Raw genomic sequence first — 14,503 nt, 5'->3', positions numbered from 1 at the left:
CATGGCTGCTTTCAAAGAGACGAAATTCCCGGCAGACGCTCCCGTCGCCGAAAAAGCACTGGGCTGGGTCGATGACCGCTTTCCCCTGACCAAGCTGTGGAACGACCAATGGGGCAAGTACTACGCCCCGAAAAACTTCAATTTCTGGTACATCTTCGGCTCGCTGGCCATGCTGGTGCTGGTGCTGCAGATCGTCACCGGCATCTTCCTGACCATGCACTACAAACCGGATGCGGCCCTGGCCTTCAATTCCGTCGAGTACATCATGCGCGAAGTGCCGTGGGGCTGGCTGGTGCGCTACATGCACTCGACGGGCGCCTCGGCCTTCTTCATCATCGTCTACCTGCACATGACGCGCGGCCTGCTGTACGGCTCCTACCGCAAGCCACGTGAATTGATCTGGCTGTTCGGTTTCGCCATCTTCCTGTGCCTGATGGCCGAAGCGTTCTTCGGCTACCTGCTGCCATGGGGCCAGATGTCGTACTGGGGCGCACAAGTGATCGTCAACCTGTTTGGCGCCATCCCGCTGATCGGCCCTGACCTGTCGCTGTGGATCCGCGGCGACTATGTCGTGTCCGACGCGACCCTGAACCGCTTCTTCGCCTTCCACGTGATCGCCATCCCGCTGGTACTGCTGGGCCTGGTTGCAGCGCACTTGATCGCCCTGCATGAAGTCGGTTCGAGCAATCCGGACGGCATCGAAGTGAAGGAAAACCTGGGCGCCGATGGCCACCCGGTCGATTCGATTCCTTCGCATCCGTACTACACCGTGCATGACCTGTTCGGCGTATCGATCTTCCTCGTCATTTTCAGCGCCGTCGTCTTCTTCGCGCCGGAAATGGGCGGTTACTTCCTGGAGTACAACAACTTCCTGCCGGGCGACTCGCTGAAAACCCCGCTGCACATCGCGCCAACCTGGTACTTCACGCCGTTCTACTCAGTGCTGCGCGCTACCACGGCCGACTTCATGTACGTGCTGATGGGTGTCGTGGCTGCCTACGTGGTGTTCATCTGGCTCAAGTCGCGCCTGTCGACAACCGTCAAATCCATCATCGCCGGCATCGCCATCGTCGCCATCATCGGCATGCTGCCGCAGGTGCTCGATGCGAAATTCTGGGGCGTGGTGTTCTTCGGCGGTTCCGTCGTGATCCTGGCCTTCCTGCCATGGCTGGACCATTCGCCGGTGAAATCGATCCGCTACCGTCCGACCTGGCACAAATACATCTATGCCATCTTCGGCCTGTCGTTCCTGATCCTCGGCTACCTCGGGACCCAGGCGCCAACGGATACGAAGACCATCGTGTCGCAAGTGTGCACCCTGATTTACTTCAGCTTCTTCCTGTTGATGCCATGGTGGAGTGCAATGGGCCAGTTCAAGACCGTGCCGTCGCGTGTGACGTTTCACCCGCACTAAGCCGCTCTCACGCCACGCTCAAAGGACATACATCATATGAAGATTGCAAAAAAACTGCTCGCCATCCTGGCCTTCGTGCCTGCCATGGCTCTCGCCAGCGAAGGCGGCTTTCCGCTGGACAAGGCACCTGACCGCCAGACCAACATGGCAGCGCTGCAGCATGGCGCCAAATTGTTCGTCAATTATTGCTTGAATTGCCACGCCGCCGTGTCGATGCGCTACAACCGCCTGCGCGACCTGGGCTTGACGGAAATCCAGATCAAGGAGAATCTGTTGTTCTCAGGTGATAAAGTAGGCGACCTGATGACGACGGCCCTGGCACCGCAGGACGCCAAGGCCTTCTTTGGCGTCGTACCGCCGGATTTGTCAGTAATTTCGCGCGCGAAATCATCTTCCGCTGGCACAGGCGGCGACTACCTGTATACTTACCTGCGTACGTTCTATAAAGACGACACTCGTCCGACCGGCTGGAACAACATGGTCGTGCCGAATGTTGCCATGCCGCATGTATTATGGGAATTGCAAGGTGTCCAGACTGCCAAGTTCGTGGAAGAGAATGATCCGCACGAAGCTGGCAAGAAGATCCACAAATTTGCCGGCTTCGAGCAGGTCAAGCCAGGTACGTTGAACAAGATCGAGTATGACAATGCGGTAGCCGACCTGGTCGGCTACATGGAGTGGATGGCCGAACCGGCACAGCAAACACGCAAGCGCCTGGGCGTGTGGGTGTTGCTGTTCCTGTCGGTCTTTGCTCTGCTGGCATGGCGCCTTAACGCGTCGTTCTGGAAGGAAGTCAAATAAGTGAGGCGCCGGCCATAGGCCGGTTTATGCCTGTTTCTGCGTTGTCCGCATGAGTGGACAAGCGACCTGGGGTGAGCCGTTCGCGGCTTCACCCCCTTTGTTTCTAAGGAACTATAAAAAATGATGGTTCTCTATTCGGGTACAACCTGCCCATTTTCGCAACGCTGCCGCCTGGTCCTGTTTGAAAAAGGCATGGACTTCGAAGTGCGCGACGTCGACCTGTTCAACAAACCGGAAGACATTTCGACCATGAATCCGTACGGCCAGGTGCCTATCCTGGTTGAGCGCGAACTGATCCTGTATGAATCGAACATCATCAACGAGTACATCGATGAGCGCTTCCCGCATCCGCAACTGATGCCGGCCGATCCGCTGATGCGTGCCCGCGCGCGCCTGATGCTGTTCAATTTCGAAAAAGAACTGTTCGTGCACGTGCACGTGCTGGAAAGCGAACGCGCCAAGAGCAACGACAAGGCCCACGACAAGGCACGCGCGGAAATCCGCGACCGCCTGACGACCCTGGCGCCGCTGTTCCTGAAGAACAAGTACATGCTGGGCGACGAATTCTCGATGCTCGACGTGGCTGTCGCGCCGCTGCTGTGGCGCCTGGACCACTACGGCATCGAACTGTCGAAGACGGCCGCACCGCTGATGAAATACGCCGAACGCATCTTCTCGCGTCCTGCGTATATCGAGGCATTGACCCCTTCCGAAAAGGTCATGCGCCGCTAAAGATCATCCCGGCAGGCCGCGCCTGCCGGGATATCTTGGGGCATGTGGTAAAGTTGCTTTTTGCGCTGTCCCAGTCTTTTGAACTACCGGTGCGCCCGCCTCATGCTGACGGGGGCGCTCCCGCCTCACCGTGCCTACCATGTCTGAAATCTCAACCAAACCTTATATGCTGCGCGCCATCTACGAGTGGTGCACCGACAGCGGCTACACGCCGTATCTCGCGGTCAAAGTCGATTCGCGCACCACGGTACCGATGGAATACGTGAAAAAGGGCGAAATCGTGCTCAACATCAGCTTCGGCGCCACCAGCGGCCTGAAGATGGACAACGACGCCATCCGCTTCCACGCCCGCTTTGGCGGCGTCTCGCGTGAAATCTACGTACCGGTCGACAACGTGATGGCCATCTACGCCAACGAAAACGGCCAGGGCATGGCCTTCGAGCCCGTGCTGGGCAACGATGACCCGGACGCGCAACCGACGGACAGCCCGGCCTCGGCCGACGTCCCGCCACCCGTGCTCGCCCCCGCCGCCAGCGGTCCCACCCTGTCGTCCGTGCCGACCGGCTCCCCCGAACAACGCGACAACGCCACGCCCGGCGACGACGAGCCACCAAAAAAAGGCGGCCGCCCGACCCTGACACGCATTAAATAGCGTATAATTCGCAACGCGCAGTTTTTGCCGACTTAGCTCATTTGGTAGAGCAGTTGATTTGTAATCATCAGGTGGCCAGTTCGAAACCGGCAGTCGGCACCAGAATTCAGCAGTAAATCAAAGGGTTGCACGCTATCCAGCGTGCAACCCTTTGCCATATGAGACCGCTAATTTAGCTTGTGTCGGCGCCCTGTAAATTATTGAAGGGGGCCCGGCGAAGCATGTTTGCAACAATTCAGAAATTGCTTCGGTAAGAGGTTTTCCCGAGGTAATATTGCTTACCAACATCGGGATTTTTCCATGACGATAGCCACTGAATCGATTGCAAAGCTAGTTGCCAGCTCGCAAGACCGCGATATTATTCTCATAAGTCAATCAATTTCTCGTGAGCTCCACTATGAGCTCACGCAACTGATTGCCGGAGGGAAGAAGCAAGATAAATGTACGGTGTTTCTAACGACACGCGGGGGAGACCCGGACGGAGGATATCGTATAGCAAGGTGCTTACGTCATCACTATTCACATATTCGAGTCGTCATCGCGAGCCTATGCAAGAGTGCAGGAACTCTCGTCGTCATAGGTGCGAATGAAGTTGCTATTGGGGACTTAGGGGAGTTGGGCCCTCTTGATATTCAGGTACGAAAGTCTTCAGAGCTTGAAGAGCGTAGTTCTGGTCTCGATATCATCCAAGCGTTAGAGGCTGCGCAAAATCACACACGTGAGGCATTTCACACTACGTTGTTTGAAATCAGGCGTGGTGGGCGATTATCTACTAAACTGGCAGGAGAGTTCGCGGCTACTGTTGCAATTGGCGTGGCCGCTCCACTGTACAATCAAATCGACCCAAATCGCCTTGGGGAGATGCAACGAGCAATGAGAATTGCTCACGAATATGGGCAGCGGCTGAACAAGAGTAGTAAATCCCTTAAGCCTGGCGCACTAGAAAACTTAGTAGCGAACTATCCTGCACATGGATTTGTCATCGATAGAAAAGAGGCTTCTGAATTATTTAACAATGTTCAAAAACCAACCCCTGAAGAAGACGATTTCTGTAAAAATTTTTGGCACGTGTTAGGTGAACAAGGTGGGGTAGGCCCCCTGTTTATCCGCAATGATGACAATGTTGATGAAGGAGGGAATGATGTTGATATTGGAACGACTGAAGACGGTACCGAAGGCGCCACCGAAGCAGGCGAGCCTAAAGAAGATGCAGCAGACTCAACAGAGTCAGATGGTGAAGGCAAGTGAGTTCGCACGGATGGTCTATGAAAAACAGACAGCCACCCCATTAAAATTTGGAACGAAGTAATCTTGATTGTTAAAGGCCCGCGTAACGCGGGCTTTTTTTAGGCCTCTGCTTTTTATATATCTAGAATACTTGCACGCAACACAGTACACTGCCGCGCCAAGGCGCTGACGCTCTCATCCGCGAGACACATTTAGTCACGATTTCGGCACGCTACCTGACCTTAGAGAGTCTAACCTTCGCTCTTAGTACCAGCGAGGCACGAATATATGCACTCCACCAGTAAATCCCCTTTCATCTCAGCAACAGTGAGCAGCATAGCCAACACTACCATACAGGCAGGGGAAGCTAAGTCCAGCTTGCCGAATTGCAGTCAGATGTGAGCACTTTCCCACGCGACAAGCAACTTAACCGTGATACCGGTATCTTGAGCATCGCGTCCTAGGCGGTCCAACTTAGACACCACCAAGGTTTCCCGAATCTGAGCTAAGAGCGCGGTGAACTGCGGGTACTGGCTGGCGTGTAGTGGTCAACCCATCCCGGACACTACGTTAAGTTTTTTTTCGGCGACGGCCGGTGCCAGTCCCTGGTTGAACTGATGTGGTCGTATCCAGTTATACCGGTGCATCAGGTAGTGGCTGATGTCCCGTTGTGCTTCCTGTGCCGTCATGTAACCAGTTGACGGCAGCCATTCAGTTTTGAAGCTGCGGAACAGCCGTTCCATCGGAGAGTTATCCCAACAATTTCCCCGACGGCTCATACTCTGTCGTATCCGATAGCGCCACAAGCGCTGACGGAATTTTCGACTGGCGTACTGGCTACCTTGATCCGAATGAAACAGCAGCCTCTGCGGTCGACCTCGCTGCTCGTAAGCCATTTCCAGCGCTTGCACAACAAGGTCGGCATCGGGTCGTAGCGAGAATGCCCAGCCCACCGCTCGGCGAGCAAATAAATCCAACACCACAGCCAGGTAATACCATCGGCCTTGCGCCCAGACATAGGTGATGTCCCCGCACCAGACCTGATTTGGCGCCTCCACTGTGAATTCACGGTTGAGGTGGTTCGGAATATCGACCCGTTCCACCGTAGCCTGCTTATAGGCATGGCTGCCAGGCTGTTTGCAGACCAGCCCTAGCTCTTCCATCAAACGACTGACTTTGAAGCGGCCAATTGCCGTGCCTTCCTCGCGCATCATGCCCATAATGCTGCGGCTTCCCGCCGAACTGCGACTCTCGACGAACAGCTCGTGCACGCGGCCACGCAATGCCATGCGCTCAACATCAATGTGCCGGGCGCGCTCCCGATGCGCATACAGGCATGACCGCGCTACGTCGAACACCGAGCAGATCAACTCGATTGATTCGTCACCACAAATCTGATCGATTACCTCGTACGTTCTATCCCTTCCGACATCAAGAGCGCGGTAGCCTTTTTTAAAATGGACTTCTCCCGCTCGAGACGCTCAATACGTGCTTCGAGTTCCTGTATTCGCTGCTGATCTGGCGTCATTGCCTTGCTCTGCGGCGTGATGCCTTGCCGCTCCAACTGCAGCTGCTGCACCCAGCGGCGCAGCACCGATTCGCCGATGCCGACCGACCGGCTTGCCTCCACGTGGCTGTATCCTTGATCCAGCACCAAGCATGCTGCCTGCTGTTTGAACTCAGGGGAAAACGTACGTCTTTGCTTGCTCATCAAACACCTGTCCATGGCGAGCATTCTCGCCTAAATCAGTGTCCGGGTACATTAAACCACTACAGCGCGAGTCTTGTCACTAATGGGTCGACAGCCCAGTAGTCGACCTGATAGCTAGTAACGTCAATCTCCGAACGCTGATTGTATATCGTCTGTTCCTCGAGGCTTACTTGGGCATATGCGAACGTTGCCAGGCTAGGCTCCCATTGACAATCAAAAAAGCATCGTTTTATAACAGGCCATTTAAAATGCTAAGATAGCAACATTGCAATCTGAGGACCAATCATGGTAGAGACTTTGAGTTCGGCAATACAGGGAGTGACGTTGCTCCAAATAACTACATTGGCCATAGCATTTCTTGGCGCCGTTCTAGGCATCATCAACACGTGGCACGGACTCGATAAATCTCGCGTCAAGCTTAGGGTGAGTCCCGCGCACGCCATTCCGCTAGGTGGCGCGCCTTCGTCCATCGGACTTAGTATCACCGTGACAAACCTCAGTGCATTTGCGGTTACTGTGTGTGACGTCGGCATTCAATTTCGCAGGAGTAAGAAGCGAGGAACATTTTTTTCACCAATGACTGCAGACGGTGGAAAATGGCCGAGGAGATTGGAACCAAGATCATCTGTAACCATCTACGCAGAGCGCCCTGACTCGCGCAGCAATGGGCGAATAAGATGTGCCTATGCAACCACAGAGTGTGGAGTAAGGCAGACGGGGAGCTCCCCCGCGCTGAAGCAAATGGCGCGTGAAGGATAACGTCTGCAGACTTTCAGCCCTATGTAAGTTTCATCCTCGCACAGCACTAAAGTAGCATCCCAGTAACCACGCACGTTCGACTAAAGCCGCAGCCTGAATCGACCGCAATGCCGCCAGCATGACGCAGGCCTTCGCCAGCCTCGCCCGCGCATTGCTGCACCGCGCAATGACGTCCCGCACATTTAGGCGCAAGATGAGCACGTGCTTGCGCAAAGCAGGCTCCCGATGTCTGGCTTGCCTATCTGGGGAAATATCATGTCCGCACACACTTACAAGCTGATCGAACTGGTTGGCACATCGACCGAGAGCAGCGATCAGGCGATACGCGATGCCATTGCCAAGGCGGCGCTGACGGTCAAGCACATGGACTGGTATGAAGTGACCGAGTCGCGGGGACATATCGTCGACGGCAAGGTGGCGCACTTCCAGGTCACGCTCAAGGTCGGCTTCCGGCTCGAGTAAACGGATCGATTAAGGCCGGCGGCGCATTCACCGCCGCCCTGCCGCTCCCCGGCTTTCCAGCCACTCCCGGCCGCCGGCCTCCAGCGCGGTCTCGATGACCTTTTCCGGCAGGCTGTAGACGGTCGCCCAGCTGGCCCGGCCATCCTGCGTGTTGGCGGGAAAACTGTGCGTCTCGATGGGCCAGTGGTATTTGCGTTTGAGCGCCTTGACGATGGCGGCCAGGGAAACGCGGCCTTGCAGCGGTTCGGCGCCGGACTGGTCGCGGTTCGACAGCAGCACGGCCAGGACCTGGCCGCGGCCCGTGCGCGCGCCGGGGAAGGTGGGGGTTTTGTTTGCCATGGCCTATTTTACCGGGCAATGATCGGACGAGAGGCGATGTGCCGCACCTTTGATCCGGCGCAAGCGCCGCAGCGGCTTTGCGTCCATGATGGGTATTTCGCCAGGCGTGCCAGCGCCCCTCTGCCAGCCTGGGCCTATCATCATGGGGCACAGGAGCCTATCATGCACAGCCTGAACATCCACGCCATGCAATGGCAGCCCGTTGCCGATATTTCCGCCGTCGATCCGCTGCTGCCCGACGATCTCGCCTGCTTTCGCGAACTGCGCGATGTGCTGCAACGCTATGGCGCGCTCGACCGCTTCGGCATTTCCCTGATCCACCGCCATTTCGACATCGCCGACGATGAGGAGCTGATGGAGTACACGGATGCGGAAGCACGCACCCTGACGGTCAAACCTGTCAAGAAAAGCGACATCGACTGGAATCACACAACGATTACCAACTGGAAATTGACGGAAGGCGAGGAAGTGGCGCGCATCGGATGCGGCTGCGCACGCAATTCCGGTGGCCACCTCGGCTATCACCGGGGCACCTGAGGCTGGCCGGCGCCACCCGCCAAGCGGCGTCGGCCTTTCTTACACTTTGCTCCCGCCAGCTCGGTCCGCTTTGCGCAAGCAATTGATTTCACGTGATTTTTTTGTGTGGCACGCAAGCTGCTTATCCCTGTCTACGAGATGAATCCAGGCAAGTCATCCTGGATTCTTTGTCCCCCGGATTTTTCGAGACTGACCACGATAAGAGGCTGCGATGAACGTCGATCACACACGAAGCAAGACCCTGGGCTGGCTGGGCGCACTGGCGGCGGCAAGCCTGCTGGCCAGCGGCCAGGCGCAGGCCGGCGCGTACGGCCTGGCCGTCAATGAGTTGAACAATTTCCGCATCACCACCAGCGCCGGCGCGCTGTCGCTGGCCGGCGCGAACCGCAATGCCAGCGACAGCGCGTTTTTCGAAGGCGGCGTGGCCGTCAATCCGCGTGCCGTCAATACGGGGCCGGCCGCCAACGCCGACGTGCTGCAAGTGTGCTCGGGCGGAGGCTGCAGCGGCTTGCCGCAAAACAATTACGCCCCCAGCCCCAGTTCCACCCTGGAGTTCGCCCGCGGCGATGCACATGCCTTCGGCAACATGCTCAATGGCGGCGCCACGGTGCGCGCCGTGGCGGAAGCCCAGCGCAACACGGTCGGTGCCGCCACGTCCACGGCCGGCGACACGCTCACCGGCTCCGTCAACCTGACCCTGTCGAGCGCCGGCTTCATCACCTTCAGCTTCATGGGACGGCGCGACCTGCGCACCAGCGTGACGACCATGGGCGACAAGTCGAACGTGTCGATCATGGATATCTTCAATATCTCCTGCAACAGCGCCAGCCCCGTCGGCTGCCTGTCGAACGCGAATGCCGATGGCGTGATCTTCCAGTTCGCACCTGATGGCGATGCCAACAATGGCAGCGACATCAACGGCAACCATACGGTCGGCAGCCTGGATCCGTTCAGCCTGAACATGACGGCAGGCACCAACGACCCGGCCACCGGGCGCGCCTTCACGAATGGCTTTGCGATGTTTTCCCTGACCTCGAATTTCGCCCTGCCGGCTGGCAGCTACACCTTGAACTTTTCCAAGTCCACGCGCACCGACATCGTCGTCATCGATCCCCTGGCCGTGCCGGAACCGGGCACCCTGTTCCTGCTGGGCATGGGACTGGCGGCCCTGGCTTTTACGCGGCGCCGCCAGCCACAATAATCAGCGGCATGAAATAAAACGGCGCCTCCTGGGCGCCGTTTTATTTTGCATCAACAGAGGCGTGTTAACCGAGTCGCGCCAGCGCCTGGCGCGCCAGCTGCAACTGCTGCAGATAATAGCGGTGCAGCATGGCCGGATCGCTCAGGTCGCGCCCCAGTACCAGGCGCAGCTCGCTGACAGGGCAATCGGCGGCCTGGGTCTGCACCTGGGTTTGTACCTGCATCCCCAACTGGCGGGCCAGCTGGCGCGCCGCCTGCTCCTGCGCGGGCCGGTATTCGACGCGCGTGCGCGCCACCTGGAAGCTGGTCTCATTGGCCAGGCGCACCACCTGCACGGGACTGCCGGCCAGGCTGCGCGCCAGTGCGGCGGCCAAGCCAGGCACGCCATTGCCATTCACAATTTCCAGGCGCGGACGGGGTACGGCAACGGCGACGGGCACGCTGCGCACGGCTGCCGGCACACGCTGCAAGCGGGCCATGCCCTCGCCTTGCGTGATCTCGATGCGCGCCATGGCGGGCGCATCCGGCACCGGCGCGGCCACGGGTACGCCGTGCGGCGGCGCCTCCTTGCGCAAGACAGCCATGTCGCGCCGCAAATCGTGCTCCTGCAAGCTGGCCGCCTGGCGCCGCATGACGGCCGCGCGCGCGTGTTGCCCCAGCCGTTCGAGCACTTGCGCCAGATGCTGCCAGGCCAGCGCATTGAGCGGGTCGAGCAGACACGCCTGCTCCAGCGCGGGCAAGGCTTGCGCATCGCGTCCACTCAGATAATAAGCATGACCGAGATTGCTGAACAGATATGCCTGTTGCGGCTGCGGCGTGCCCGCCTCCTGCGTCAAGGCCAGCCAATGGGCAATCGCCGCATCGTGCTCGCCCCGCTGCGCGTGCAGCACGGCCAGGCCGTTGCGCGCATTCACATGGCGCGGCGCGGCGCGCAAGGCTTGCGCATACGCCGCTTGCGCGGCAGGCAGGTCGCCCGCATCAAAATACTGGCGTCCCGCCACGTAGGCGGCATCGGCAGCGGCAGCGGGCGGCGCCGGCAGCAGCGGCGCGTGCGCCGTGTGGCTGGCGCACGCGCCCAGGCCCAGACAGGCACAGGCGGCGGCCAGGCGGGAAATCGTCAAGCGCATGGTAGCTCCTTTCAGCGGCTGGCCATGGCCGGCACGAGCACGCGATACACTTCGATCACGGCCGGCCCCATGAGCACCAGCATGAGGGTGGGAAAGACGCAAAAGATCAGCGGGAACAGCAGTTTCAGGGCAATCTTCGCTGCCGCCTCCTCGGCCAGCAGGCTGCGCTTGCCGCGCAGGTTTTCCGAATGCACGCGCAGCGAATCGCCCATGCTGGTGCCGAAGCGTTCCGACTGGATCAGCATGGCGACCAAGGTATCGACGTCTTCCACGCCGCTGCGCAGGGCCAGGTTGCGCAGCGCCTTTTCCTTGGAAAAGCCGGCGCGCATTTCCATCAGCACCAGCTGCAACTCCTGTGCCAGCACCACGCTCTTGATATGGATTTCGCCCGACACCTTCACCAGCGCCCGCTCCAGGCTCAGACCCGCTTCCACGCAGACGGTCAGCAAGTCGAGCGCGTCCGGGATGTTTTCAAAGATGTCGCGCTGGCGCCGCTTGGCCGTGCTGGCCAGCACCAGGTTCGGCAGGTAATAGCCGATGGTGGCGCTGACGCACAGCAGCAACAGCAGCACGCTGCGCAACTGCGCCGCCATGGCGCTGGCCGCATACAGGCCCAGCACGGTGGGAAACAGCAGGGCCAGCACGCTCTTCGCCGCGAAGTACAGGGCCGGCGCGCTGGCCTGGCGCCAGCCCGCGTTCATGAAGCGCGTGCGCAGCGGCGAGCGCTCCCAGCCCTCTTCCGGCAGCGACAGCTTGCTGAACGGCTGCGCCACGCGCGCCACGCGCTCCACCCAGCCGTTTTCCGCCACCGCCTCGCTGGCGGCCGGCGCCATGGAACCGAACAGGCGCTGGCGCAAGGCACCAGGAAAGAAGATCAGCCATGCCAGCAGGGCCAGCGCCACCACCACGGCGAAGACAATCAACAGAAACAGCAGTTGCGAGCCAGTCATGGCATTTCCTCCGGTTGATCGACTGACAAAACGTTCAGGGCTAGGCGTGTCGCCGAAGGCAGTACGAAAGTACGACAAGGCGACGCAACAACGCCATGGACTTTTTTCAGAGGATCTCTTAGATGCGGATGCGGATCACGTTGCGCATCCACACGACACCCAGCGCCACCATGCCGGCCGCGTACCACAGCAGTTTGATGCCGCTGGGATCGGTCCACAGCAGGCTGATGTATTGCGGGTTGACGAGCGCCATGACGCCGATCATCACCACCGGCATCAAGCCCAGCACCCAGGCCGACATGCGCCCCTCGGCCGACAGCACGCGCACCTGTCCCAGCAGTTTTAAACGGGCGCGGATGATGCGCGCGATGCTGACCAGCACTTCGGCCAAGTTCCCGCCCGATTCGCGCTGCACCAGCACGGCAATGACGAGGTAGCGCAAGTCCGTCAGCGGAATGCGCGCGGCCAGGTTTTGCAGCGCCTCGTTCATCGGCACGCCGTAATTGATCTCTTCGTGCGCCATCTTGAATTCGCCGCTGATCGGCTCATTGAGTTCATCGCCCACCATCTGCAGCACATTCGAAAACGAGTGTCCGGCGCGCAGCGCGCGGGCCAGGAAATCGGCCGCTTCCGGCAATTGCGCCTCGATCTTTTTCAGCCGCGCGGCGCGCGCGCGCAGCACGACCATGCACGGCCCGCCGCCTGCCACGCCCAGCAGCAGCAAGGCGCCCGGTAACGGCATGGGCCAGATGGCCAGCCACAGCAGCGCCAGCAGCAGCAAGCCGCCCGCACCGCCCAGGAACTGCGCCACCGACCAGGACAAGCCCGATTGCAGCAGCAGGTGGTCGAGCCGTGCCGCCTGCGGCAGGCGCCGCAGGCAACGCTCGAGGCCGGGCGAGCGCGCATAGCGGCGCTGCTTGAGGATCGAGACCCGCTCGCCGCCCGCCTCGCCGCGCGCCGCCATCAGCCGCAAGCGCCGGTTGATGCGCCGCGCCGCGCTGCCGTGCGTACCCGACCACCACAGCCAGGCGCCTTCCACCATCAGGATGCAGGCGGCGAACAGCAGCACGGCAAAGCCGTAGAACACCAGGTCCATGATGCCTCCATAAAACAGATAAGAAAACCGTAGCGAGCGGATGTGATTTGTGGCTGAGAAGCGGAGCTGTGCTTTAGCACAGTGAGCATCGCAGGCCGCAAAGCGCGCCGCGCAGTAGGTTTTTCATTCGTAAATACGGTCGGGGTCGAACACGCTGTCGGGCACCGGCGCGCCGAACATGCGCAAGCGTTCCGTGAAACGGGGCCGCACGCCCGTGGCGCAAAAGTGGCCCAGCACCTTGCCGGCGGCATCGACGCCCGTCTGCTCGAAGCGGAAGATTTCATGCATGGCGATGATGTCGCCCTCCATGCCCGTCACTTCCTGCAGGCTGACCAGCTTGCGCGCGCCATCCGTCAGGCGCGACACCTGCATCACCACCGTCACGGCCGAACAGATCTGCTGGCGCGTGGCGCGCGGCGTCAGGTTCACGCTAGCCATGCCGACCATGTTTTCCAGCCGCGCCAGCGCGTCGCGCGCCGTGTTCGAGTGGATCGTCGCCAGCGAACCCTCATGGCCCGTGTTCATCGCCTGCAGCATGTCGAGCGCCTCGGCGCCGCGCACCTCGCCCAGGATGATGCGGTCGGGCCGCATGCGCAGCGCATTGCGCACCAGCGCGCGCTGGCTCACCTCGCCCTTGCCCTCGATATTCGGCGGGCGCGTTTCCAGGCGCACCACGTGCGGCTGGCGCAGCGCCAGTTCGGCCGCATCCTCGATGGTGACGATGCGCTCGCTGCCCGGGATGAAGCCGGATAGCACGTTGAGCAGGGTCGTCTTGCCGCTGCCCGTGCCGCCCGAAATCAGGATGTTGACCTTGGCCTGCCCCAGCGCCTGCAGCACCTGCACCATGGGCGGCGTCAGGCTTTTGTAGTCGAGCAGGTTGGCGATCGTCAAAGGCTGCACGGCAAAGCGCCGGATCGACAGGATCGGGCCATCGACGGCCAGCGGCGGAATGATGGCATTGACCCTGGAACCGTCCGGCAGGCGCGCGTCGACCATCGGGCTCGATTCGTCGACCCGCCGTCCCACGCGCGAGACGATCTTTTCGATGATCTTCATCAGGTGCGCATTGTCGTGGAAGGTCACGTCCGTCAGCTGCAGCCGCCCGCCCCGCTCCACATACACCTTGTCGCAGGTATTGACGAGGATATCGGACACGCTGGCATCGGCCAGCAACGGTTCCAGCGGACCGAAGCCCAGCATCTCGTGCTGGATGTCGAGCACCAGGCTATGCCGCTCATGCTGGTTCAGCACGATGCGTTCTTCCTCGATCACGCGCTGCACCAGCAGCGCCAGCTCGTGCTTGAACTGCTCGGCCGTCAGGCGCTTCAGGCGTTCCAGGTCGATACGGTCGAGTATCGTCTGGTGCATGGTTTTTTTCAGTTCCTGGTAGGCGTGCAGCGCCAGCGCGCCTTGTGCGTTGGTGGCGGGGCGCACCGTTTCATTCGCCGCCAGGCGTTCGCGTAAAGTCATCTCGGCTCCCATGATGGCTCCCGGCG

At 60.0% G+C, this 14,503-nt stretch carries 15 protein-coding genes and 1 tRNA gene; 9 read left to right on the top strand and 7 right to left on the bottom strand.

Features of this window, described 5'->3' with window-relative positions; all coding sequences use genetic code 11:
• The first annotated feature begins 1 nt into the window (after position 1).
• The 6 genes from LSO07_RS02400 (at position 2) to LSO07_RS02375 (ending at position 4,847) form a co-directional block, all read left to right on the top strand.
• On the top strand, positions 2 to 1,414 hold the full coding sequence (locus tag LSO07_RS02400; protein WP_034783596.1) for a cytochrome b: 1,413 nt from the start codon (positions 2 to 4) through the stop codon (positions 1,412 to 1,414).
• Between the two features lie 36 nt (positions 1,415 to 1,450).
• Positions 1,451 to 2,215, top strand: coding sequence for a cytochrome c1 (locus LSO07_RS02395; RefSeq protein WP_034783597.1), 765 nt, complete (start codon positions 1,451 to 1,453; stop codon positions 2,213 to 2,215).
• A gap of 120 nt (positions 2,216 to 2,335) precedes the next feature.
• A complete protein-coding gene (locus tag LSO07_RS02390) occupies positions 2,336 to 2,947 on the top strand; it encodes a glutathione S-transferase N-terminal domain-containing protein (RefSeq protein ID WP_010394154.1) in 612 nt (203 codons plus the stop codon).
• Positions 2,948 to 3,086: 139 nt separating this feature from the next.
• Positions 3,087 to 3,599 carry a ClpXP protease specificity-enhancing factor gene (locus tag LSO07_RS02385; RefSeq protein WP_070258525.1) on the top strand — a complete coding sequence of 171 codons (513 nt, stop codon included), beginning with the start codon at positions 3,087 to 3,089 and terminating at the stop codon, positions 3,597 to 3,599.
• Positions 3,600 to 3,625: 26 nt separating this feature from the next.
• Positions 3,626 to 3,701: transfer RNA gene (locus LSO07_RS02380), tRNA-Thr, on the top strand.
• 198 nt (positions 3,702 to 3,899) lie between these two features.
• Positions 3,900 to 4,847, top strand: a complete 948-nt coding sequence (locus LSO07_RS02375; protein WP_151092163.1) for an SDH family Clp fold serine proteinase — start codon at positions 3,900 to 3,902, stop codon at positions 4,845 to 4,847.
• A 371-nt stretch (positions 4,848 to 5,218) separates the two neighbouring features.
• Here the strand turns inward: LSO07_RS02375 and LSO07_RS28445 are convergent, their stop codons facing one another.
• Positions 5,219 to 5,308 carry a hypothetical protein gene (locus LSO07_RS28445; protein ID WP_423221735.1) on the bottom strand — a complete coding sequence of 30 codons (90 nt, stop codon included), beginning with the start codon at positions 5,306 to 5,308 and terminating at the stop codon, positions 5,219 to 5,221.
• A gap of 66 nt (positions 5,309 to 5,374) precedes the next feature.
• Positions 5,375 to 6,537, bottom strand: a protein-coding gene (locus LSO07_RS02370; protein WP_231773012.1) for an IS3 family transposase whose coding sequence is annotated in 2 segments (ribosomal slippage) — positions 5,375 to 6,282 and positions 6,282 to 6,537 — 1,164 coding nt in all. Because the reading frame shifts where the segments join, the coding sequence is not laid out codon by codon here.
• Between the two features lie 1,014 nt (positions 6,538 to 7,551).
• Here LSO07_RS02370 and LSO07_RS02365 point away from each other — a divergent pair.
• Positions 7,552 to 7,758, top strand: coding sequence for a dodecin (locus LSO07_RS02365; RefSeq protein WP_034753599.1), 207 nt, complete (start codon positions 7,552 to 7,554; stop codon positions 7,756 to 7,758).
• Positions 7,759 to 7,785: 27 nt separating this feature from the next.
• On the opposite strand, the gene LSO07_RS02360 is transcribed toward LSO07_RS02365, so the two are convergent.
• Positions 7,786 to 8,097, bottom strand: coding sequence for a hypothetical protein (locus LSO07_RS02360; protein ID WP_034783620.1), 312 nt, complete (start codon positions 8,095 to 8,097; stop codon positions 7,786 to 7,788).
• Positions 8,098 to 8,259: 162 nt separating this feature from the next.
• Between LSO07_RS02360 and LSO07_RS02355 the strand changes: the two genes are divergently transcribed.
• Positions 8,260 to 8,634: a hypothetical protein gene (locus tag LSO07_RS02355; protein WP_151092161.1), complete on the top strand. Its 375-nt coding sequence runs from the start codon at positions 8,260 to 8,262 to the stop codon at positions 8,632 to 8,634.
• Between the two features lie 211 nt (positions 8,635 to 8,845).
• The gene (locus LSO07_RS02350; protein ID WP_151092159.1) at positions 8,846 to 9,835 is read left to right on the top strand and encodes an EDSAP-1 family PEP-CTERM protein; all 990 of its coding nucleotides are present in this window, start codon (positions 8,846 to 8,848) and stop codon (positions 9,833 to 9,835) included.
• A 64-nt stretch (positions 9,836 to 9,899) separates the two neighbouring features.
• On the opposite strand, the gene LSO07_RS02345 is transcribed toward LSO07_RS02350, so the two are convergent.
• The 4 genes from LSO07_RS02345 to LSO07_RS02330 all read right to left on the bottom strand — a co-directional run bounded on the left by LSO07_RS02345 (position 9,900) and on the right by LSO07_RS02330 (position 14,477).
• Positions 9,900 to 10,961, bottom strand: a complete 1,062-nt coding sequence (locus tag LSO07_RS02345; protein WP_151092157.1) for a LytR C-terminal domain-containing protein — start codon at positions 10,959 to 10,961, stop codon at positions 9,900 to 9,902.
• Between the two features lie 11 nt (positions 10,962 to 10,972).
• The gene (locus tag LSO07_RS02340; protein ID WP_034783626.1) at positions 10,973 to 11,911 is read right to left on the bottom strand and encodes a type II secretion system F family protein; all 939 of its coding nucleotides are present in this window, start codon (positions 11,909 to 11,911) and stop codon (positions 10,973 to 10,975) included.
• 118 nt (positions 11,912 to 12,029) lie between these two features.
• The gene (locus tag LSO07_RS02335; protein WP_151092156.1) at positions 12,030 to 13,007 is read right to left on the bottom strand and encodes a type II secretion system F family protein; all 978 of its coding nucleotides are present in this window, start codon (positions 13,005 to 13,007) and stop codon (positions 12,030 to 12,032) included.
• A 123-nt stretch (positions 13,008 to 13,130) separates the two neighbouring features.
• On the bottom strand, positions 13,131 to 14,477 hold the full coding sequence (locus LSO07_RS02330; protein WP_180277092.1) for a CpaF family protein: 1,347 nt from the start codon (positions 14,475 to 14,477) through the stop codon (positions 13,131 to 13,133).
• Positions 14,478 to 14,503 lie beyond the last annotated feature (26 nt).

Origin of the sequence: Janthinobacterium sp. PLB04, assembly GCF_021165895.1 — a bacterium.
Classification (GTDB): domain Bacteria; phylum Pseudomonadota; class Gammaproteobacteria; order Burkholderiales; family Burkholderiaceae_D; genus Janthinobacterium; species Janthinobacterium lividum.
This window is presented reverse-complemented; position numbering and strand designations above follow the sequence as displayed.